Source organism: Peptoniphilus sp. SGI.035 (genome assembly GCF_050315115.1).
In the GTDB taxonomy this organism is placed as follows: Bacteria; Bacillota; Clostridia; order Tissierellales; family Peptoniphilaceae; genus Peptoniphilus_A.
In genome coordinates this window covers 17,071-37,021 of sequence record NZ_JBNPOJ010000017.1, presented here as the reverse complement: position 1 = coordinate 37,021, position 19,951 = coordinate 17,071, and the positions used below count along the sequence as shown (strand labels likewise).

The window sequence follows — 19,951 nt, the reverse complement described above, 5'->3', positions numbered from 1 at the left end:
TAAATAAAGAGCAAGCAAACAAAACCATAAAATTTTCTTTACAAAGATTAGTTCATGTGATAAAATACATTGATGTAACCGCACAGAATAGGTTTTAAACTAGGGTGCCTATAATGGCGAGTCTTGTAATGAGGAGGTGCTACAATGTACGCAATTATTGAAACAGGCGGAAAACAATATGTTGTTGAAGCTGGTGACAAAATTAAAGTTGAAAAATTAGATGTAAAAGAAGGCGACACTGTTACTTTTGACAAAGTTCTTTTTGTATCTGGAGATGAACCTAAAATTGGTGCTCCTTTTGTTGATGGTGCAAAAGTTGAAGGTAAAGTATTAGCTCAAGGAAAAAACAAAAAAGTTATTGTTTATAAATACAAATCTAAGAAAAACGAAAGAAAGAAAAACGGACACCGTCAACCATACACTTTAGTTGAAATTTCAGGTATTAACTAATGACTAGTATAGACCTTTACAAAAAAGGCGATTATTACTATGGATTTAAGTCTTGTGGACACGCTGAGGGAGAATTTGATAAAATTGTTTGCTCTAGTATTTCAACTCTCACTCAAACTTTTTATTTTACACTTATAAATAAATTGGGGGTTAGTGAAAGTGAAATTGTGGACATACAAGGTGACGGATTGTTAAAAATAGAAATTTTAAATAGTAATGTTTTTAAAAGAAAAGATATTCAAACTTGTTTTGAATTTATGATAATGGGGATAGAGCTCATTGATGAAGCTTACCCAGAATATTTGACACTAAAGAATGTGGAGGTGTAAAATGATTAAATTTGATTTATTACTTTTTTCTTCAAAAAAGGGAGCAGGTTCTTCTAAGAACGGTCGTGATTCAAACTCAAAGAGACTTGGAGTTAAAAGAGGAGACGGTCAATTTGTATTAGCAGGAAATATTCTTGTTAGACAAAGAGGAACTAAAATTCATCCAGGCGAAAATGTTATGAGGGGTTCTGATGACACTCTATTTGCCACAGCTGATGGAATTGTAAGATTCACAACTAAGGGCAAAGGCGGAAAGAAATTTGCTAATGTTTATGAAGAAGAAAAAGTTGAATTAGCATAAAGATAAAGCAAGGGAAACCTTGCTTTTATTTTTTGCTTTATTTCTTTGTAAAATCTAAAATTTCACCAAGATTTTACATATTTAACATAAGGTTCAAGTTTTCACTACAATTCTGTGTTGATTCTATGATATAATTTTAAAAAATGCGAGGTAAAAATGTTTATAGATATAGCAAAAATAAAATTAAAAGCCGGAAAAGGTGGAGATGGTGCTGTCGCTTGGAGACGAGAAAAATATGAACCAGCTGGTGGACCTGCTGGTGGCGACGGTGGAAGAGGCGGAAATGTAATTGTAATGACGGACTCTGGACTTCACACCTTGATGGATTTTAGATATAAAAGAGAATACAAAGCCGAAAATGGACAAAACGGCATGAACAAATTAAAATTTGGAAGAGATGGCGAAGATATAATACTAAAAGTTCCCGTTGGCACTCTAATTAGAGATGCAAACACAAAGGGCGTCATTTACGATTTAAAGGAAAATAATATGTCTGTTACTGTATGTAAAGGCGGCAAAGGTGGACTGGGAAATGCGAGGTTTAAAACTTCAACAAGACAAGCACCAGCTTTTGCACAAGCTGGAAACACTGGAGAAGAGAGAGAAGTAATATTAGAATTAAAACTTCTAGCTGATGTAGGGCTTGTTGGGTTTCCTAATGTAGGAAAGTCAACACTTCTTTCCATAGTAACATCGGCAACTCCAAAGATTGCAAATTATCACTTCACCACACTTACTCCAAACCTTGGGGTTGTAAAAGTTGGAGAAGGGGAGTCCTTTGTAATTGCAGATATTCCTGGACTTATTGAAGGTGCATCAGAGGGGATTGGTCTCGGCGATGAATTTTTAAAACATGTTGAAAGAACTGGAATTTTAATTCACGTAATTGACATTTCTGGCTCAGAGTACAGAGATCCTGTTGAAGATTTCTACAAAATTAATGAAGAACTTGTAAAATATAATGAAAAACTTGGCGAAAAGAAACAAATTATTTTTGCAAACAAAATGGATATGCCAGGAGCCGAAGAAAATCTTAAGAAGTTAGAAGAAGAACTTGGCGAAAAATATGAAATTATTGCAGGTTCTTGTGCCACGACAAAAAATTTGGACAAATTAATGAAGCTAACATATAATAGTCTAAAAGAAGTTGATTACAACGATTACGAAACCTACGATGAAGAGTATGTTGAGGAAATTAAACGAGAAGAAGGAATAAAGGTATTTAAAGATAATGACGAATACTTTGTTGAAGGGCCTTATATTGACAAACTTCTTCGTTCAACAAATTTTGACGATTACGATTCACTTAAATATTTCCAAGAAAATCTTAGAAAGAATAAAGTAGTTGAAAAATTGGAAGAACTTGGCGCTGAAGATGGCTGTTCAGTATTTATCGGCGGTTACGAATTTGAGTTTTTTGAATAAAAATATATAGGAGATAGAATGTTAACAGGAAAACAAAGATCACACTTAAAGAGCCTTGCTCACAACATGGATCCACTTATCCAATTGGGAAAAGATGGCATAAATGAAGGATTTTTAAATCAAATAGATAAACTTTTAGAAGATCATGAAATTGTAAAAATAAAGGTTTTGCAAAATGCACCAGTTGAAGTTGATGAAATAGTTGACGAAATAATTGATGCAACGGGCGCTGAATTTGTACAAAAAATTGGCAAAAAACTTACAATTTATAGAGAGTCTAAGGAAAACAAAAAAATAGAATTATAATGAAAAAATACGGAATTTTTGGAGGAACCTTTAATCCCATTCACTATGGTCATTTAATGATTTGTGAATATTTAAAGGAAGAACTTAATTTGGATAAAGTTATTTTTATTCCAACTGGCAGTCCTCCACACAAGGATTTAGATGTATCAGCAAAAGATAGGTATGAGATGGTAAGACTTGCCATTTCATCTAATCCAAATTTTGAGATAAGTGATATAGAGACTAATCGCGTGAAATTATCTTACACAGTTGATACAGTTAAAGAACTGAAAAAAATTTATAAAGAAGAAAAATTATATTTTTTAATTGGTCTCGACACTTTATTTCAACTTAAAACTTGGAAAAAAATTGAAGAACTTTCCAAGGAAATTGAATTTGTAGTGGCACTTAGACCTAAATACATTGACATTGAAGAGATAAATAGAGAATTAAAATTTTTGCGAGAGAATTATGGCACAAAGGTGGAAATAATTCACACGCCCCTCTACGAAATTTCTTCCACTGAGCTTAGAGAAAGAATTAAAGATAAAAAATCTGTTAAATATTTAATTCCTGAAGAAGTAGTGAATTATATTAAGGAAAGCGGGTTTTACAAGGTTGAATTATAATTTTAAAAAATATGAATCAGAAATTCGCGAAAGAATTGGCGAAAAAAGATTTCTTCACACAATTAGAGTTAAAGATACATCAATGGAACTTGCAAAAATTCACGGAGTAGATGTGGAAAAAGCAGAAATTGCTGGATTTTTACATGATTGTGCAAAAATAAGGGATAAAGATTGTCTTATAAAGACAGCTAAAGAAAATAAACTTCTCATTACGAGAGAAATGCAAAAAGCTCCACAAATTATCCACTCACATCTTGGAGCATTGTTCGCAAGCAAATTTTATGGAATAGAAGACGAAGACATTTTAAATGCCATAGCCTATCATACTACTGGCAGAGTAAATATGTCTGATCTTGAAAAAATAATTTTTTTGGCGGATTATATTGAGCCAATGAGAAATTTTGACGGTGTGGAAAAAGCAAGGGAACTTTCAAAAAAAGATTTGAACGCAGCCATGTATTTCGCACTAAATAACACTCTAAGATTTTTAGTAGAAAGGGATAGTTACATTGTTCCAATGACTGTTCTTGCTAGAAATTTTTATAAGGAGATAGACACATGAAAAGTTTTTTTAAAGCCTTTTTCACAACTATAATTGTGATTTTAATATTGGCGCTTGCTGGCATTGCAGGTTATTTTTATTTCATTGGAAACGAAGATACCAACAAGGTAGATCAAGGGGGAGAAGACCTCCAATTTTTAATGCTTGGAGTAGATTCCTTGGATTCAAAAAAAGCAGATAACGCAAGATCTGACACCATTATGGTAGTAAATGTGGATGGAAAAAGCAAAAAAGTAAATATTATTTCTATACCTAGAGATACTTATACAAAAATCAAAGGATATAAAAAGACAAAGATTAACCACTCCTTCAAATACGGGGGGAGTAAGCTAACCCTTGACACAGTAAACAATCTTCTTGGCACAGATATAAAATATTATGTAACAGTGGATTATAGGTTCGTAGAAGATGTAGTAAATAAAATTGGAGGAGTTACAGTAGATGTTCCAATTGATATGAAATACGAAGATCCAACGGCTGATCCACCTCTAAAGATAGACATTAGAGAAGGGACGCAGACATTAAATGGACACGATGCAATAGGATTTTTAAGATTTAGAAAGGGCTACAAAGATGCCGACCTTGGAAGAGTAAAGGCACAGCAACAGTTTATGTCAGCGCTTTTGTCAAAAATGAAGGAGCCAAAGACATTAATTAAATCGCCACTACTTCTAGGCTCTTATGTAAATTATTCTGAGAATAATATTCCAGTAAAAAAATTAGTTAAAGTAGCAATAAATATGCGTGGCATAGGAACGGAAGATATCACGACAAATACACTTCCTGGCACGCCAAAATATATTGGAGGAGTATCTTACTTCATACCAAATGAAAATAAAACAAAGGTAATGCTTTTAGAAAATAATTTTAAATAGGAGGTAAAATGACAGTACAAGAAAAGTTAGATATTATTATTAAATCATGTGAATCAAAAAAGGGAATTGATACAAAAGTTTTAGATATAAGGGGAATGACTTCTATCGCAGATTATTTTGTAATCGTTAGCGGAAATTCATCAGCACAAGTAGATGCCCTAGCACGTGAAATTGACGAAAAACTATCTGAACAAGGGGAAGAACCAATTCACAGTGAAGGAAAAAACTCTAGTAGATGGATAATTTTAGATTTTAGTGATATAATAGTACATGTATTCCACAAGGATGAAAGAGAATATTATAATCTCGAAAGATTGTGGGAAGATAACGGAAACAAAGAAAACCATAACCATGAAAATGAGGAGGAATAACAATGGTTAAAATTCTACACACAGACAAAGCACCTGCAGCAGTAGGTCCTTATTCACAAGCTACAGAAGTAAATGGATTTATTTTTACATCAGGACAACTTCCACTAATTCCTGAAACAGGAGAACTTATCACTGACGACATTAAAAAAGCAACTGCAAGAAGTCTTGATAATATTAAAGCTATCCTAGAAGAAGCAGGATCAAGTATGGATAAAGTTGTAAAAGTAAATATATTCTTAGACGACGTAAACGATTTTGCAGCAGTAAATGAAGTATATTCGGAATATTTTTCTGAACATAAACCAGCAAGATCATGTGTTGAAGTAGCCAAACTTCCAAAAAATGGTCTTCTTGAAATCGAAGCAATAGCAGTAAAATAAACTTTAAATAGGCCCTTTGGGGTCTTTTTTAATATCACAAATTGCAAGAGAGAAGTATTTTTTACTTATACTTTTTATAGCATTAAGAATTTGATTGAGAAAAAGCTAGAAAGCTATAAAGTTTACTAAAAATTTAAGGTTAATATCTAATATACATATTTTTATAAATGAGTGAAAATTTCATGTATGTAATAAATCAAATAAATTTGATATTGTGAGATGAATTATGAAAAGTAAGCAAAAGAAAATATTTACAAATAAACTTAAATAAAGAAATTAAAAAAATTAATAAATAGTATATAAGTTAAATTAAATGCCCGGGAAGAGTTTTTAATTGAGGGATAAAATAATAAGAAAAGATTGTTAAAAATAGTTTGAAAACGATTTAAATTGGTGGTATACTATTTAAAACACATTTATATTATATTGTATTAAAGTGTGCACGATGCATATTGATTAAAATAAAATTTAGGTGAGAAAATGAAAATAAGTTTAAAAGTTAATGGTGAAATCTATAATTTTGATGTAGACGAAAAGAAAAGATTAATAGATTTACTTAGAAATGATTTAAGACTAACAGGAACTAAAGAAGGTTGTAGCGAGGGCGAGTGTGGAGCATGCACTGTATTAGTGGATTCGTTAGCGGTTACATCGTGCACGATGCTTGCAGCACAGTTGGATGGTAAAGAAGTTATAACCATTGAAGGATTAGAACACGATGGTCAGTTGGATATTTTGCAAAAAAAGTTCGTGGAATGTGGCGCTGTTCAATGTGGTTACTGTTCTCCGGGTTTTATTATGAGTGCAAAATCTTTGATGTTACATAATATAAACCCAACAACTTATGAGATAAAAAGATATATTGAGGGAAATCTTTGTAGATGTACTGGATTTATGAAAATTTTAGAAGCTATTGAAAAAGCTTGTAAAGAGGTGGAAAAATGATATTCGCACCAAAGGATTTAAGTGAACTTTGTTATATTTTAGAAAATAAGGGCGACAATTATTATATCCTTGCTGGAGGAACTGATTTAATAATAAAAATAAAGAATAAAAAAATTGTCAATTACAATATCATTGAAATTACAAAGATAAATGAATTAAAGGGATTTAAGGAAGATGATTCTAATTTTTATATAGGGCCTCTTATGACTATGACAGAAATTATTAATGAGAAAAGAATTAAAGAAAATCTCAGGTCTCTTTATAAAGCTGCTTATAAATTAGGTTCAAATCAAATTAGAAATCTTGCGACTATTGGTGGAAATGTTGCCAATGCATCTCAAAGTGCAGATTGTGTTTTGGCTCTTTTTGCATTAGATGCAAAAATTAAAATTTTAGATTCAATGGAAAATGAAAAGATTGTTTCTATTGAGGATTTCATTATTGGAAGAGAGAAAACAATTTTAAGTCAAAATGAAATTATTAAAGAAATAATAATACCTAAAAAGAAGGGATTAAATATTTTTAATAAAATTGGGTCTCGTACAGGAGTAACAATTTCTAAAATTAGTTGTGCTATGAATTTTATTTTAAATGAAGATGGAAAGAAAGATACTAGAATTTTTTTAGGTGCTGTTGGGGTTAAACCTGTTAGGGCACTTGATTTAGAAAAAGTTTTTGCTAATCACGATTTTAAAAATATAAACTTGGAAATTCTACAACAAATTGGATTTAATGAGATTGAGAAAGCTATTCCAGAAAGAAGTTCTAAGTATTATAAGAGAGTTGCTATACAAGGATTATTAGAGGATATGCTCGAGGAATTGATAAGTTATGAAAAATGATTTGAAATATGTGGGAAAAAGATTAATAAGAGATGATGCTTATGATCGCGTTCGAGGAATAACAAAATATGTAACAGACATAAAATATGATGATATGTTATACGGCAAATTAGTTTTAAGTGAAAAACCTCATGCAAATTTTAAGTTTGATTTTTCAAAGGCTCTAAAAACTAAGGGAATATATAAAATACTAACCTATAAAGATGTACCTCATAATAAATACAATTCCATGGAATGGTTTACTGGTATAAATGGTGTAAAAGATGAAATGATTTTAAACGACAGAGCTAGATTTGTGGGAGATAGAATAGCTTTAGTATTAGGAGATAGCATAGAAAGTGTAGAAGAAGCAATAAAAAAAGTTGTGGTTATCTACGAAGAACTTCCAGTAGTAGCAACTATTGATGATGCAATGGAAGATGTAAATATTATCACAGGTAATACAAATGTAGCTTATGAAAACACTAAATCATGTGGAGATGTTGAAAAAGCTTTTGAAGAAGCAGATTATATAGTAGAAGACGAGGGAAACACAAGTAGAACTCATCATTTGGCAATAGAAACACATTCTGCTATGGCCACTGTTGATGAATTTGGAAATTTAGTTGTATCTAGCGCAAGTCAAATAGTATTTGCTATACAGATGCACTTGAGCAGAATTTTGAATTTACCTTATAGTAAAATACGAGTTAAAAAAGCTAATATGGGAGGTTCTTTTGGTGGCAAACAACAACCTATGCTTGAGTTTATTGCAGGTTTTGTTGCCTATTCTGAAAAGAGACCAGTTCAAATTTATATGGACAGGGAACAAACTATAAAGGGAACAACTACTAGAAATCCAATGAGAATTCATATTAAAACTGCGGTGAATAAGGATGGAGAAATTTTAGGTAGAAAAATTGACACTCTTGTTGCTGGAGGAGCTTATGCTACAAATGCTTCTAGCATTGTAAATGCATATGCAAAAAAACTTTTTAGATTATATAAAATTTACAATCAAGAAGTTAAGGGTACTGCATATTATACTAATACTTTACCAGGTGGAGCTTTTAGGTCCTACGGAGGATCACAGGCTCATGCAATTTCAGAGATTAACATGGACAATGTTGCTAGAAAAATAGGGATGGATCCATGTGAACTTAGACTTAAAAATTTAGTAGATCCATACTGTGAGGATCCAGTAGGAGGGCCTAATATTGGTGACGCTGGTATTAAAAGATGTGTAATTGCAGGTATGGAAAAAATAAATTGGAAGTACAATTATGAAAACTTAAAAAACAAAAACACAGATAGATATGCCTATGGCATTGGAATGGCTTGTGCATCTCATGGCAATGGTTATCTTGGAGCTTTTCCCGATTTTATAAATGTAGAGATGGTTTTAAATGCCGATGGAAATGTTTTGTGTAAAATAGCTGCTCATGAACAAGGCTGTGGAACTTTACAAACATTAAAACAAGTTGCGGCAGAAGCTCTTAACTTAAATCCTAAAAATATATTTATAACTGAAGCGGATACTTTCATTACACCATACGATGCTGCGGGAACTCAAGCTAGTAGAGTGAGTTTTGTAGCAGGAGGGGCTTTGAAAGAAGCTTCTGAAAAATTAATTGATTTGTTATTTGACACTTTAAATAAAGTTAAAAACATAAAAATTGAAGATATGTATGTTGAAAATGGATTTGTAAAAATAAAAAATAGCGATGAAAAATTTAGCTATGGAGAAATTTCACAGATTAGAGAAAAAAATTTATGCGATCATACTTCAGTATATGTAAAACACATACCAAAGGGAAATCCTGCAGTATTTGCAGCAGATTTTGCTCAAGTTAGAGTTGATAAAAAAACAGGATTTGTTAAAGTTGAAAGATTAGTTTGCGTTCACGATATTGGAAAAGCGATTAATCCAGCACTTGTAGAAGGGCAAATAGAAGGTGGGGCAGAATTTGGAATAGGGATGGCTCTATCAGAAGATATTGAAATAGATAATAAAGGTTATTTTAAAAACTCGACATTATCAAAATATCATGTCATTAATGTATGGGATATGCCAGAGGTAGAAGTAGTTTTGGTGGAAACACATGATAAAACAGCACCTTATGGAATTAAAAGTGTAGGAGAAATATCAGCTGTTGCACCTGCACCGGCAATAATAAATGCAATTAATCATGCTTTGGGAACTAATATAACTAATTATCCGGCAACTCCAGAAAAAATTATAGAAGCATTAAGTGAAAAAAATTAAGAGAGGTGAAAAAATGGAAAAACTTATTTTAAAGGGAGAAGCATTGTCCTTGGAAGAAATATATCAAGTTGCATATGAAAATAGGCTAGTAGATATATCTGAAGAAGCAAAGGAAAGAGTTAAAAAAGCTAGACAAATTTTGTTTGACATGGCTGCAGAGGGAAAACCAGTTTACGGCTTAAATAGAGGTGTGGGCTGGAATAAAGACAAAGAATTTGATGAGGATTTTTTTGAGCAGTATAATAAAAATCTTTTAAATTCACATTGTTTGGGAGTTGGTCCCTATCATACAGATGAACAAGTAAGAACTATTTTATTGATAAGACTTAATAAGGCTTTGATCGGTTGTACGGGATTAAGCTTAGATTTGCTTGAACATTATAAGAAGTTTTTAAATTATAGAATTCATCCAAGGATTCCAATGCGTTCTTCTATTGGAGAAGCAGATATTACAACTTTATCTCATATTGGACTAGCTTTTATTGGAGAAGAAGATGTTAGTTTCAATGGTAAAATTATTAATTCAAAACTTGCTATGGAACGAATAGGTTTAAAACCTGCAAAATTAGGACCAAAAGATGGATTAAGTATTGTTTCTTCAAATGCACAGGGCGAGGCAATGGCTGCCACTATAATAAAAGAAGTAAGAGAACTTGTAAAAATGACAAATTTAATTTTTTGCATGAGTTTAGAAGGATTAAATGGAGTTACGGAGCAGCTTCGTGAAGATGTAAATGCACTTAGAGGTTTTAAAGGTCAGATTGAATCTGCAAAAATGTGCAGAAAGTTTTTAGAGGGAAGTTATCTCTATGATTATGATGAAAATAGGGCACTTCAAGATCCTTTATGTTTTAGATGTGCACATGCTATAAACGGTTCAATATATGATGTTTTGGATTATGTCGAAAAGCAATTGCTAATTGCCATGAATTCCACTGATGACAATCCATGTATAGTATTAGAAGAAGGTTCTTCTTTTGTAAGTTCAAATTTTGAAGTAACATCTCTTGCTGTTGGGGTTGAAATGATAGCAACTGCATTAAGTCACCTATCAAAGACTTCATGTTATAGAATGATAAAACTTGCAGACCCAAGTTTTACAGGTCTTACAAGATTTTTAACTCCTAAAGAAGTAACAACGATTGCTTTTGGTACTATTCAAAAAACTTATACTATGTTAGATACTCAAAACAGAGGGCTTGCTAATCCATCTTCAATGGATTTTTACGCACTAGCTGGCGGAATTGAAGATCACGCATCAAATTTACCATTGGCATGTTACAAAATAATGCAAGTGCTTGATAATATTTATTACATATTGGGAATAGAGGCAATACACGCTTGTCAAGCAATAGATTTGAGAGGGGATATTAAGCTTGGCAAGGGTACTAAAAAAGCTTACGAAATTTTTAGAAGGTATGTTAAATACTATGATAAAGATAGAAATATATCTAAAGATATTAAAAAAGCCTATGATTGTATTAAATCAAAAGAATTATTAAATATATGAGGTAAAATATGGAAAATAAAAATTTAAACAAAAAAGAGATAAGATGGCAAGTATTTATACCAGGGTTCATACTTATATTGTCGGCTGCAATAATTGGTCTTGTAAACAACAAAGCATTGTCTACAATATCAAATAAAATTTTTACTTGGTCCTTAGATAATTTTGGATGGTTATATCAAATTTTAACAATATTCGTACTTATTCTAACTTTTGTAATATTGTTTTCTAAAGTTGGAAAAATTAGATTGGGTGGAGCTGATGCAAAACCAAAGTACTCCTTTAAAACTTGGTTTGCAATGACATTAACTGGTGGGGTTGCTACGGGTATAGTAACTTGGGGAGTTAACGAACCCTTAATTTATTATGGAAATATATGGGGAGAATTAGACAAATTAAATATACGTCCCTTTTCTGAAGAAGCATTGAGATTTGCTATGGGAAGGTGTTTTTACAACTGGACTTTTGCACCTTATGCTATTTATGCACTTATTGGCGTATTAACTGCTTATATGTATTTTAACAAGAAACAACAATTGTCAGTTACAGCTACTCTTACGCCTTTGTTTGGAGAAAAAATAAAGACTTCAAAAGCTTCAACAGTAATTGATGTTTTATCAATGCTTGGTGTAGCTTTAGGTTTGTCCTCTGGATTCACTGTATGTTTAGTTCTTTTAACAACGGGACTAAAATCAGGATATGGAATTGAACCAACGATGCCATTATTTATAGGTATTGGAGTTTTAATAGTAATTTTATTTTGTATGTCCTCATATGCAGGATTAAGTAAAGGATTGGCAAAAGTTGGAAACTTAAATGCTTATTTTTACTATGGATTGTTGATTTTCTTATTTATAGTTGGACCAACTTTATTCATTTTAAGAAACTCAACAGCAGGTATGGCTGAATGGTTAAATAATTTTTGGAAATGGGGATTAGACCCAATAGACATTGGTGGAGAACCTCTCGTTAGATCATGGACATTATTTGACTTTGCAGTTTGGATTGCTTATGCACCAGTAACAGGAATATTTTTAGCACAAATTTCTTATGGTAGAACAATTAGAGAATTTTTGACAATAAACTTATTATTACCAGCAATTTTTGGAATAATTTGGTTTGGAGTTTGGGGCAACAACGCTTTATTTATGCAAATGAATGGTAAACTCGACCTAGTTAGTGCTATTGCAAATACTAATGCAACAATGGCATTGTTTGAATTTATAAAAAGTTTGCCACTATCATTTATAATAATACCTATAAACTTATTTGTAATATTGATGTCCTTTGTTACAGCTGCAGATGCAACTTCAACATCTATTGCATCAATGTGTATGAAAAATATTCCTATAGGTTCTGAAGCTCCAGGACTTATGAAAATAATCTGGGGTTGTACAATAGCTTGTATAGCTATAATAATGGCTGCATTTGGCGGCGGAGAGCAAGGGGTTCAAGGAGTTAAAGATTTAGCGGCAGCGGGAGGCTTTGTAGTATTATTTATCTTTATTCTACAAGTAATTTCTGCAATTAAAACTTTCTTCTTTGATGATATAATAGAATAGAATGAAAATATAACTTTAAATGCTTAACGGTGTTTAAAGTTATATTGAATTTATAGTGTTTGAAGAATTTAAGGAGTATTTTAATGAAAATAAGTAGAATGAGCATTCGAGAACAAGTTTTTGATTTGATAAAAGAAAAGATTTTAACTAAGGAATATAAATTAGGCCAAGATGTCAATATATCTGAACTAACTAGAGAATTTTCTGTAAGCAATACTCCTATTAGAGAAGCATTATCATCTTTATACTCATTAGGACTCATTGAAATAAAAGAAAACAATAAGTATAAAGTAATTTCATTATCTGAAAAAGAAATAATTGATCTTAATAACACGATTTTAATATTACTTTTAGGTGCGTTAAATATTATTTTAGAAAACAATCAAGAAAAATATTTGGAACAACTGCTGGAAAAAGCATTTGAAGCAAATAAGGAACAACATGATAACAACAATAAATTTGATTACAAATATATACGGACATCAATAAACTTTGACAGACAATTTGTCGTTGCTACAAATAATAAATATTTAATAAGAGAATTTGACGACTTATCTGATTTATTAATACTAACGTCTTCATATAATAAGAAAGTATTTAAAGATAAACATTTCGAAGATCACAAACTTATGCTAGAGTATACTAAAAAAAATGACATGTCAGAAGTAAAAAAATTATTAAAAAATCATTTTAATAAGGGAGTAATTGACATGAATTATAGTGAGTAATAGAAATATTTTTGAAGGGATGATAATTTGATAGATATTATAAAAGATGCTATAAACTTGTGTAGAAAAAAAGAACCCTTTGTAATGGCATCTATAATTTTTAAGCATGGTTCTGCTCCAAGAGAAGTTGGAGCAACTATGTTAATAACTGAAAAGGGATATTACTCAGGCACTATTGGTGGCGGAGAACAGGAATTTCAAGCTATAAATCATGCAAAAAATTTAATTTCTACAAAAAAATGTGATCAACAATTTTATGAAGTTTCTAAAGAGGTTGCTGCTGAGAATGGAATGGTATGTGGCGGACAGACTAGAGTTCATTTTCAATATATAGACATAGAAAATTACAAAAATGAGGAATATTTTGAGAAACTTATATCAGAAGTAGAGGATCATAATGTTTATCTTGTATATGATATTTCAAAGGAAGATTCTAATTTTGGAATTTCAATTGAAATCGATGGAGAATTATTTCCATTTACAGGGGAAGAAAATCCAGAGAGAAATTTATTTAAGATAAAAATAAAAAGACCTATGAGGGTTTTTATTTTTGGAGGAGGACATATATCTAAAGCCACTGTCAAAGTGCTTGATTTTTTAGGGTTGAATATAAGTGTAGTTGATGATAGAGAAGACTTTATAAGTCAAAAAGAGTTTGACAAAATTAAAAGGATAGTAATAGATTTTGATAAACTTGATTCTATTGATATTGAAAAAAGTGACTATGTATTGATTATGACTAGAGGGCATAAATACGATATTAAAGTTTTGGAAAGTGTATTAAAGAAGGAACCTTATTATATTGGCGTTGTAGGAAATAAAATAAAAGCTAAAAAGTATAGAGAACATTTTTTAGGCGGGGACTTAGAAGGTGAATATAAAAAGAAAGTTCGCTTGCCAGTGGGGATGAAAATTTCAGCTCTAACACCAGAGGAAATTGCAATAAGCATAGCTGGTGAAGTTATAGAAAGTTATAGGACAAATGTATGAATGATAAAATAAAAAATTATGAAGTTAATGCTATTATTTTAGCTAGCGGATATTCAAAGAGATTTAAAGAAAATAAGTTAAAGGCTGAAATAGCAGAGAAAAAAATTTACTCCTATGTTTTAGATTTAATTGAGTCAATTCCATTTAAGGATAAAATTGTTATAACTAATGATTCTGAGATTATAGAATACGCAGTTAAAAAGGGAATTAATTATGAAAAAAATCCAAATGCAAATTTGGGAAAAAGCGAATCTATAAAGTTAGGAATTGAAAATTCAAAAATCGACTCAAAGGGCTATATGTTTTTTATGGCGGATCAACCTTTTTTAAAAGAAAAATCAGTAATTAAATTATTAAATGAATTTGAAAATAATCTTGATAAAATTATTTTTCCTAAATTCGCTGGCAAAAAGGGATCTCCTGTTATAATCCCAATCTCATTAAAAGAAAAACTTTTGGAATTAAAGGGCGATGAGGGCGGTTCTATATTTATTACAGAAAAAAACTCAATTTCTGTTGAAATGGAAAGTGAAATAGAAGGTAAGGATATTGATAGTTTAGAAGATTATAATAGTCTTTTAAATTATTTTAATAGGAAAAATTAAAAAGAAATAAATAAAATATAAAAGTGTATTTTAACATATTATAGGAGAAGGTTTATAGGGATGAAAGAAGTTCCAGTAGAAAAATCAGTTGGCATGGTACTTGGTCACGATATAACAGAAATTATAAAAGATAAATTTAAAGGACCAAGGTTTAAAAAGGGACATATTATTAAAGAAGAAGATATTCCAATCTTAAAAAAAATTGGGAAAAAAAACATATATATTTTTGAATTAGAAGAAGGCATGATCCACGAAGATCAAGCAGCTGAATATTTAAGAGATATGTGCATGGGGGAAAATATGTATGCCAAAGGTCCTAGTGAAGGCAAATTTGATGTGTTTTCAGAACTTGATGGATTATTAAAGGTTGATATTGAAAGACTATTAAAAATTAATATAAATCCTCAAATGATGGTAGCGAGTAGGCATAATAATATGCCGGTAAAAGAAGATGACAAAATTTTTGGAACTCGAATTATACCCTTAGTAATTGAAAAAGAAAAAATGGAGTCTAAAAAGGCAGAGATTGGCAAGGAACCGATTTTTAATATTTTGCCTTTTATACATCAAAAAGTTGGACTCATAACTACTGGTTCAGAAATTTTTTCGGGCTTAATAAAGGATACTTTTAGTCCAGTGGTAAAAGAAAAAGTAAAAAAATACAATTTAGAAGTTACAGAGCATGTTTTAGTTTCAGACGATAGTGACGACATTGAAAGGGAAATAAAAAAGATGCTTGATAAAGATGTAGATATTATTATTTTGACTGGTGGAATGAGCGTCGATCCCGATGATAAAACTCCAAAAGCTATTACAAATGTAAGTAAAAATCTAATTACTTATGGGGCACCAGTGCTTCCGGGTGCAATGTTTTGTTTAGGATATTCAGATGAAGGAAAACCTATTATGGGTTTGCCAGGTTGTGTAATGTATGAAAGGTCAACTATTTTTGATCTTATTCTACCAAGGATAGCTGCAAAAGATTTAGTTAAAGCCGAAGAAATTGCAAGGCTGGGACATGGCGGACTTTGTCTACAATGCAGAACTTGCACATATCCAGAATGTTCTTTTGGAAAGGGAGTTTAAAATGGATTTAAGTCATTTTGATAAAGACGGCAGGGCAAGAATGGTGGAGATTTCTGAAAAAGATATTACTAAAAGAATTGCAGTTGCTAAAGGTAGGATTTACACATCTAAAGAAGTTATAAAAAAGATAGAGGAAGGAACTGTTAGCAAGGGCAATGTTTTAGCTGTGGCAAGAGTTGCTGGCATAATGGCTAGTAAAAGGACATCAGATTTAATTCCTATGTGCCACACTCTTATGCTAACTGGTTCTGACATAGATTTTATTATTAATAGAGAAGAATCCTATGTTGAGTCAGAGGTTTCTGTTAGAACAGTAGGTAAGACTGGAGTAGAGATGGAAGCTTTGACAGCTTGCTCAGTTTCACTTCTTACAATTTATGATATGTGTAAGGCAATAGATAAAAATATGGAAATTTCTAATATTAGACTTATTCATAAATCGGGAGGAAAGTCAGGCGATTTTTATAGGAGTTTATAAATGAGAGATAGGTTTGGAAGGGAAATTGATTATATTAGAATATCTTTAACAGATAGATGCAATTTGAGATGTAAGTATTGTATGCCTGAAGAAGGCGTAAAACTACTTAATCATAAAGATATTTTAAGTTATGAGGAAATTTTAATCTTGTCCAAAATATTTATATCGCTAGGAATTAAAAATTTTAAATTAACAGGCGGAGAGCCATTAGTAAGACGAGATGTTTGTAATTTGGTAAAAGAGCTAAAAAAATTAGAAGGCATTGGGGAAGTTACAATAACAACAAATGGCGTTTTACTTGAAGAATATGGGAAAAATCTTATTGACTCGGGAATTGATAGAATTAATGTTAGTTTAGACAGTTTAAATCCAATTAAATACGAAGAAATCACAGGAAGAAATTTTCTCAATAAAGTTCTTGGGGGAATTAAAGTCCTTTTAGCAGAAAATTTTGAAAGATTAAAAATTAATACAGTTCCCATGAAACCTTTAGATAGAGAAGATATAGAAAATTTAATTTATTTAGGGAAGGCTAATCCAATTGATATTAGGTTTATAAAAATTATGCCCATGGGAATTGCAAATTCAGAATTAGGGTATAGCAAAAAAGAATTGCTACAAATAATTGAAAGTATTTTAGGAAAATCTAGTCCTATTGGTGAAAAAAAGGGAAATGGACCGGCTGAATACTATTCTTTTCAAAATTATAGATCTAATATAGGCTTTATAGATGCTATTGATAATAAGTTTTGCAGTGAATGCAATAGAATTAGATTATCGGCAACGGGATTTATAAAACTTTGCCTTTATTATGATTTGGGAGAGAACATTAGGTCCTATATTTATACTTTAAGTGAAAATGAGCTAAGAGAAAAAATTAAAGATATTATTTATAATAAACCTCTTATGCATCATATGAATGAAAGTTTAATTCAACGTGATAAAAAAAATATGAATCAAATAGGAGGGTAAAATGCCAAAAATCTGTGCTTTATGTATAAGTGAAAAAAAGGGTACACAAAAATACGCAAAAGAGTCCGTAGAAGTTGTAAAGGGATTTGGACTTTTAAATGACGCACATGCTGGAAATTGGCACAGGCAAGTTTCACTTTTGTCGAAGGAATCTGTTGAAGAATTTGAGAAAACAAAAGAAGGAATAAAAATTCCTGAAGGGGCATTTGGCGAAAATATTTTAATTAAAGGATTAGATTTTGATAAAATAAAAGTCGACACTGTAATAGTTTCAGGAGATGTTAGACTGCAAGTTACACAGATTGGAAAAGAATGTCATAAGGGATGTAGCATAAGAAATAGCGTTGGAGATTGTATTATGCCAAGAGAAGGCGTTTTTGCAAGAGTTTTGCATGGAGGAGTCCTCAAAAAGGGAGATGATATTTCTGTTGAATTTTATACGCCCTATAAATTAGGAATTATTACAGTTTCTGATAAGGGTTCGAGAGGAGAAAGAGTTGACGAATCGGGAGACGAAATCGAAAGAATTTTTTCTGAAAAGGGATTTAAAATTTCAGCTAGAACAATAATCCCAGATGATAGAGAAATTATTTCTGAAACTATAAAAAACTTTACAGATAAATTAAAATTAAATTTAGTTCTAACTACTGGTGGAACAGGTTTTTCGCCAAGAGATAATACGCCAGAAGCGACATTAGATGTTTTAGAAAAAAATGTACCTGGAATTGCTGAAAATATGAGACTATATAGTAGTAAATTTACAGACAAAGCAATGCTGTCAAGAGCAGTTTCTGGAATTAGGAAAGGGTCGCTTATTATAAATTTACCCGGTTCATTAAAAGCTGTTAGAGAAAATATTAAAGCTTTTGAAGGTCCGCTAATTCACGGTTTAGATATATTAAATGAAAATGTAAAAGATTGTGGAGGGAAATAAAATGAAAAAAATATTTTTTATTGTATTGATTGCTACAATGGCATTAGGTTTAGTTGCTTGTGGAAAAGATGAAAAAGAAAGTTCAGACAAAAAAGATGAAAGTGGCGAACTATATATATCAGCAGCTGCTTCATTACAAGATGCATTAAATGAAATTACTGAAAACTTTAACAAGGATAATAAAGTAGATTTTAAACTTAATTACGGTGGTTCAGGAGCATTACAAACTCAAATAGAAGAAGGAGCAAATGCAGATATATTTATGTCTGCATCTTCAAAACAAATGGACGCACTAATTAAAGGAGGCTTTATTGACGAAAATGAAAAAGTGAATTTATTATTAAATGATGTAGTTTTAATTACTCCTAAAGAAAATAAAAGCCAAGTGAAATCAATTGATGATTTAGCAACAGATAAGGTAAAACTAGTTGCTCTTGGAGATCCACAAAGTGTTCCAGTAGGTCAATATTCACAAGAAATTTTAAGCTTTTATAAAATAGCAGACAAAGTTAACTCAAAAACATCTTATGCAAGTGATGTTAGACAAGTCTTAAATTGGGTTTCCACTGGTGAAGCTGATGCAGGATTTGTATATAAGACAGATGCCATGCTAAAAGATGCAAATGTAGAAATAGTTGAATCAGCACCAAAGGATTCACACAAACAAGTTATTTATCCTGTGGCACCTTTAAAGGAATCTAAAAACAAAGAGCTTGCTGAAAAATTTATCCAATATTTAAAATCTGAAGAAGCAATGAAGATTTTTGAAAAGTATGGATTTGGCAAAGTTGAAGCATGAGCCCCTTATTAATTTCACTTTTAACAGCTTTACTGGCTAGTGTTATAAATTTTTTCTTGGGGATTGGTTTAGCTTATCTAGTTATGAATATGAAAAGGGGAAGCTCCTTAGTAGATGGATTTCTAACTCTTTCTATGGTTCTTCCGCCAACTGTTGTTGGATTTTTTCTGTTAATAATATTTGGAAAGAATTCTATAATAGGAAGGGCCTTAGGAAGTATAGGAATTAGCATTATTTTTACTCCAACAGCAGCAGTTATCTCTGCCATAGTTGTCAGTCTTCCAATAATGTATAGGACGAGTTTAGGAGCTTTTGAACAAGTTAATGAAGATATACTATTTGCAGCTAAGACCCTTGGAATTTCAAAAATGAAAATTTTTTGGAAAATTTTATTACCACTTTCAGTGCCAGGTGTGCTTTCTGGTTTAATACTTACCTTTGCCAGAGCACTTGGTGAATTTGGTGCGACAATAATGATAGCGGGCAATATACCTGGAAAGACACAAACAATGTCCACAGCTATATATTCTGCAGTACAGGCAGGCAATAGATTGCTAGCTTTCAAATGGTCAATAACCATTGTAATTATATCCTTTAGTTCAATGATACTTGCAAATTCATTGTCGCAGAAACTTTTTAGAGAAAATTAGT

Annotated in this window: 24 protein-coding genes and 1 other annotated feature; all 24 genes read left to right on the top strand. The window is 31.3% G+C overall.

Features of this window, described 5'->3' with window-relative positions:
• Window positions 1-66 precede the first annotated feature (66 nt).
• Window positions 67-134 (top strand) — a sequence feature (ribosomal protein L21 leader region).
• Between the two features lie 10 nt (window positions 135-144).
• The 24 genes from rplU to modB all read left to right on the top strand — a co-directional run bounded on the left by rplU (window position 145) and on the right by modB (window position 19,950).
• Complete coding sequence (rplU, locus tag ACQRC6_RS07865) at window positions 145-450, top strand: 50S ribosomal protein L21 (protein ID WP_427848456.1); 306 nt, start codon at window positions 145-147, stop codon at window positions 448-450.
• On the top strand, window positions 450-779 hold the full coding sequence (locus tag ACQRC6_RS07860; RefSeq protein WP_293558516.1) for a ribosomal-processing cysteine protease Prp: 330 nt from the start codon (window positions 450-452) through the stop codon (window positions 777-779). Before rplU ends, ACQRC6_RS07860 begins: the two co-directional genes overlap by 1 nt.
• A gap of 1 nt (window position 780) precedes the next feature.
• The gene (gene rpmA, locus ACQRC6_RS07855; protein WP_293558514.1) at window positions 781-1,080 is read left to right on the top strand and encodes a 50S ribosomal protein L27; all 300 of its coding nucleotides are present in this window, start codon (window positions 781-783) and stop codon (window positions 1,078-1,080) included.
• Between the two features lie 156 nt (window positions 1,081-1,236).
• Window positions 1,237-2,505, top strand: coding sequence for a GTPase ObgE (gene obgE, locus ACQRC6_RS07850; RefSeq protein WP_427848455.1), 1,269 nt, complete (start codon window positions 1,237-1,239; stop codon window positions 2,503-2,505).
• Between the two features lie 18 nt (window positions 2,506-2,523).
• Window positions 2,524-2,811 carry a ribosome assembly RNA-binding protein YhbY gene (gene yhbY, locus ACQRC6_RS07845; RefSeq protein WP_293558510.1) on the top strand — a complete coding sequence of 96 codons (288 nt, stop codon included), beginning with the start codon at window positions 2,524-2,526 and terminating at the stop codon, window positions 2,809-2,811.
• On the top strand, window positions 2,811-3,419 hold the full coding sequence (nadD, locus tag ACQRC6_RS07840; protein WP_293558508.1) for a nicotinate-nucleotide adenylyltransferase: 609 nt from the start codon (window positions 2,811-2,813) through the stop codon (window positions 3,417-3,419). Before yhbY ends, nadD begins: the two co-directional genes overlap by 1 nt.
• Window positions 3,409-3,981, top strand: coding sequence for a bis(5'-nucleosyl)-tetraphosphatase (symmetrical) YqeK (yqeK, locus tag ACQRC6_RS07835; protein ID WP_293558506.1), 573 nt, complete (start codon window positions 3,409-3,411; stop codon window positions 3,979-3,981). Before nadD ends, yqeK begins: the two co-directional genes overlap by 11 nt.
• Window positions 3,978-4,856, top strand: a complete 879-nt coding sequence (locus tag ACQRC6_RS07830; protein ID WP_427848454.1) for an LCP family protein — start codon at window positions 3,978-3,980, stop codon at window positions 4,854-4,856. Before yqeK ends, ACQRC6_RS07830 begins: the two co-directional genes overlap by 4 nt.
• 8 nt (window positions 4,857-4,864) lie before the next feature.
• Window positions 4,865-5,227: a ribosome silencing factor gene (rsfS, locus tag ACQRC6_RS07825; RefSeq protein WP_427848453.1), complete on the top strand. Its 363-nt coding sequence runs from the start codon at window positions 4,865-4,867 to the stop codon at window positions 5,225-5,227.
• Between the two features lie 2 nt (window positions 5,228-5,229).
• Window positions 5,230-5,607 carry a RidA family protein gene (locus ACQRC6_RS07820; RefSeq protein ID WP_293558501.1) on the top strand — a complete coding sequence of 126 codons (378 nt, stop codon included), beginning with the start codon at window positions 5,230-5,232 and terminating at the stop codon, window positions 5,605-5,607.
• 480 nt (window positions 5,608-6,087) lie between these two features.
• On the top strand, window positions 6,088-6,552 hold the full coding sequence (locus ACQRC6_RS07815) for a (2Fe-2S)-binding protein (protein ID WP_293559852.1): 465 nt from the start codon (window positions 6,088-6,090) through the stop codon (window positions 6,550-6,552).
• Window positions 6,549-7,394, top strand: coding sequence for an FAD binding domain-containing protein (locus ACQRC6_RS07810; RefSeq protein ID WP_427848452.1), 846 nt, complete (start codon window positions 6,549-6,551; stop codon window positions 7,392-7,394). Before ACQRC6_RS07815 ends, ACQRC6_RS07810 begins: the two co-directional genes overlap by 4 nt.
• A complete protein-coding gene (locus ACQRC6_RS07805; protein ID WP_427848451.1) occupies window positions 7,384-9,639 on the top strand; it encodes a xanthine dehydrogenase family protein molybdopterin-binding subunit in 2,256 nt (751 codons plus the stop codon). The genes ACQRC6_RS07810 and ACQRC6_RS07805 overlap by 11 nt, the downstream gene beginning before the upstream one ends.
• A gap of 13 nt (window positions 9,640-9,652) precedes the next feature.
• Window positions 9,653-11,149, top strand: a complete 1,497-nt coding sequence (locus tag ACQRC6_RS07800; RefSeq protein WP_427848450.1) for an HAL/PAL/TAL family ammonia-lyase — start codon at window positions 9,653-9,655, stop codon at window positions 11,147-11,149.
• Window positions 11,150-11,157: 8 nt separating this feature from the next.
• Window positions 11,158-12,708, top strand: a complete 1,551-nt coding sequence (locus tag ACQRC6_RS07795) for a BCCT family transporter (RefSeq protein ID WP_293559848.1) — start codon at window positions 11,158-11,160, stop codon at window positions 12,706-12,708.
• 83 nt (window positions 12,709-12,791) lie between these two features.
• Window positions 12,792-13,436, top strand: coding sequence for a GntR family transcriptional regulator (locus ACQRC6_RS07790; protein ID WP_293559847.1), 645 nt, complete (start codon window positions 12,792-12,794; stop codon window positions 13,434-13,436).
• Between the two features lie 27 nt (window positions 13,437-13,463).
• Window positions 13,464-14,426: an XdhC family protein gene (locus tag ACQRC6_RS07785; RefSeq protein ID WP_427848449.1), complete on the top strand. Its 963-nt coding sequence runs from the start codon at window positions 13,464-13,466 to the stop codon at window positions 14,424-14,426.
• Window positions 14,423-15,031, top strand: a complete 609-nt coding sequence (locus ACQRC6_RS07780) for a nucleotidyltransferase family protein (protein ID WP_427848448.1) — start codon at window positions 14,423-14,425, stop codon at window positions 15,029-15,031. The genes ACQRC6_RS07785 and ACQRC6_RS07780 overlap by 4 nt, the downstream gene beginning before the upstream one ends.
• A 60-nt stretch (window positions 15,032-15,091) precedes the next feature.
• Complete coding sequence (locus tag ACQRC6_RS07775) at window positions 15,092-16,117, top strand: molybdopterin-binding protein (RefSeq protein WP_427848447.1); 1,026 nt, start codon at window positions 15,092-15,094, stop codon at window positions 16,115-16,117.
• 1 nt (window position 16,118) lies between these two features.
• Window positions 16,119-16,595 (top strand): cyclic pyranopterin monophosphate synthase MoaC, encoded by a 477-nt coding sequence (moaC, locus tag ACQRC6_RS07770; RefSeq protein WP_427848446.1) that lies wholly within the window; start codon window positions 16,119-16,121, stop codon window positions 16,593-16,595.
• Window positions 16,596-17,567 carry a GTP 3',8-cyclase MoaA gene (moaA, locus tag ACQRC6_RS07765; RefSeq protein ID WP_427848445.1) on the top strand — a complete coding sequence of 324 codons (972 nt, stop codon included), beginning with the start codon at window positions 16,596-16,598 and terminating at the stop codon, window positions 17,565-17,567.
• A gap of 1 nt (window position 17,568) precedes the next feature.
• Entirely contained in the window at window positions 17,569-18,501 is a 933-nt protein-coding gene (locus ACQRC6_RS07760) for a molybdenum cofactor synthesis domain-containing protein (RefSeq protein WP_427848444.1), read from the top strand.
• A 1-nt stretch (window position 18,502) separates the two neighbouring features.
• Entirely contained in the window at window positions 18,503-19,300 is a 798-nt protein-coding gene (gene modA, locus ACQRC6_RS07755) for a molybdate ABC transporter substrate-binding protein (RefSeq protein WP_427848443.1), read from the top strand.
• Window positions 19,297-19,950 carry a molybdate ABC transporter permease subunit gene (modB, locus tag ACQRC6_RS07750; RefSeq protein ID WP_427848442.1) on the top strand — a complete coding sequence of 218 codons (654 nt, stop codon included), beginning with the start codon at window positions 19,297-19,299 and terminating at the stop codon, window positions 19,948-19,950. The genes modA and modB overlap by 4 nt, the downstream gene beginning before the upstream one ends.
• Window position 19,951 lies beyond the last annotated feature (1 nt).

Bases quoted from the DNA above. Each gene is read 5' to 3' on its own strand.
- rplU (WP_427848456.1), top strand. From the start codon at position 145: ATGTACGCAATTATTGAAACAGGCGGAAAACAATATGTTGTTGAAGCT.
- ACQRC6_RS07860 (WP_293558516.1), top strand. From the start codon at position 450: ATGACTAGTATAGACCTTTACAAAAAAGGCGATTATTACTATGGATTT.
- rpmA (WP_293558514.1), top strand. From the start codon at position 781: ATGATTAAATTTGATTTATTACTTTTTTCTTCAAAAAAGGGAGCAGGT.
- obgE (WP_427848455.1), top strand. From the start codon at position 1,237: ATGTTTATAGATATAGCAAAAATAAAATTAAAAGCCGGAAAAGGTGGA.
- yhbY (WP_293558510.1), top strand. From the start codon at position 2,524: ATGTTAACAGGAAAACAAAGATCACACTTAAAGAGCCTTGCTCACAAC.
- nadD (WP_293558508.1), top strand. From the start codon at position 2,811: ATGAAAAAATACGGAATTTTTGGAGGAACCTTTAATCCCATTCACTAT.
- ACQRC6_RS07830 (WP_427848454.1), top strand. From the start codon at position 3,978: ATGAAAAGTTTTTTTAAAGCCTTTTTCACAACTATAATTGTGATTTTA.
- rsfS (WP_427848453.1), top strand. From the start codon at position 4,865: ATGACAGTACAAGAAAAGTTAGATATTATTATTAAATCATGTGAATCA.
- ACQRC6_RS07820 (WP_293558501.1), top strand. From the start codon at position 5,230: ATGGTTAAAATTCTACACACAGACAAAGCACCTGCAGCAGTAGGTCCT.
- ACQRC6_RS07815 (WP_293559852.1), top strand. From the start codon at position 6,088: ATGAAAATAAGTTTAAAAGTTAATGGTGAAATCTATAATTTTGATGTA.
- ACQRC6_RS07810 (WP_427848452.1), top strand. From the start codon at position 6,549: ATGATATTCGCACCAAAGGATTTAAGTGAACTTTGTTATATTTTAGAA.
- ACQRC6_RS07805 (WP_427848451.1), top strand. From the start codon at position 7,384: ATGAAAAATGATTTGAAATATGTGGGAAAAAGATTAATAAGAGATGAT.
- ACQRC6_RS07800 (WP_427848450.1), top strand. From the start codon at position 9,653: ATGGAAAAACTTATTTTAAAGGGAGAAGCATTGTCCTTGGAAGAAATA.
- ACQRC6_RS07795 (WP_293559848.1), top strand. From the start codon at position 11,158: ATGGAAAATAAAAATTTAAACAAAAAAGAGATAAGATGGCAAGTATTT.
- ACQRC6_RS07790 (WP_293559847.1), top strand. From the start codon at position 12,792: ATGAAAATAAGTAGAATGAGCATTCGAGAACAAGTTTTTGATTTGATA.
- ACQRC6_RS07780 (WP_427848448.1), top strand. From the start codon at position 14,423: ATGAATGATAAAATAAAAAATTATGAAGTTAATGCTATTATTTTAGCT.
- ACQRC6_RS07775 (WP_427848447.1), top strand. From the start codon at position 15,092: ATGAAAGAAGTTCCAGTAGAAAAATCAGTTGGCATGGTACTTGGTCAC.
- moaC (WP_427848446.1), top strand. From the start codon at position 16,119: ATGGATTTAAGTCATTTTGATAAAGACGGCAGGGCAAGAATGGTGGAG.
- moaA (WP_427848445.1), top strand. From the start codon at position 16,596: ATGAGAGATAGGTTTGGAAGGGAAATTGATTATATTAGAATATCTTTA.
- ACQRC6_RS07760 (WP_427848444.1), top strand. From the start codon at position 17,569: ATGCCAAAAATCTGTGCTTTATGTATAAGTGAAAAAAAGGGTACACAA.
- modA (WP_427848443.1), top strand. From the start codon at position 18,503: ATGAAAAAAATATTTTTTATTGTATTGATTGCTACAATGGCATTAGGT.
- modB (WP_427848442.1), top strand. From the start codon at position 19,297: ATGAGCCCCTTATTAATTTCACTTTTAACAGCTTTACTGGCTAGTGTT.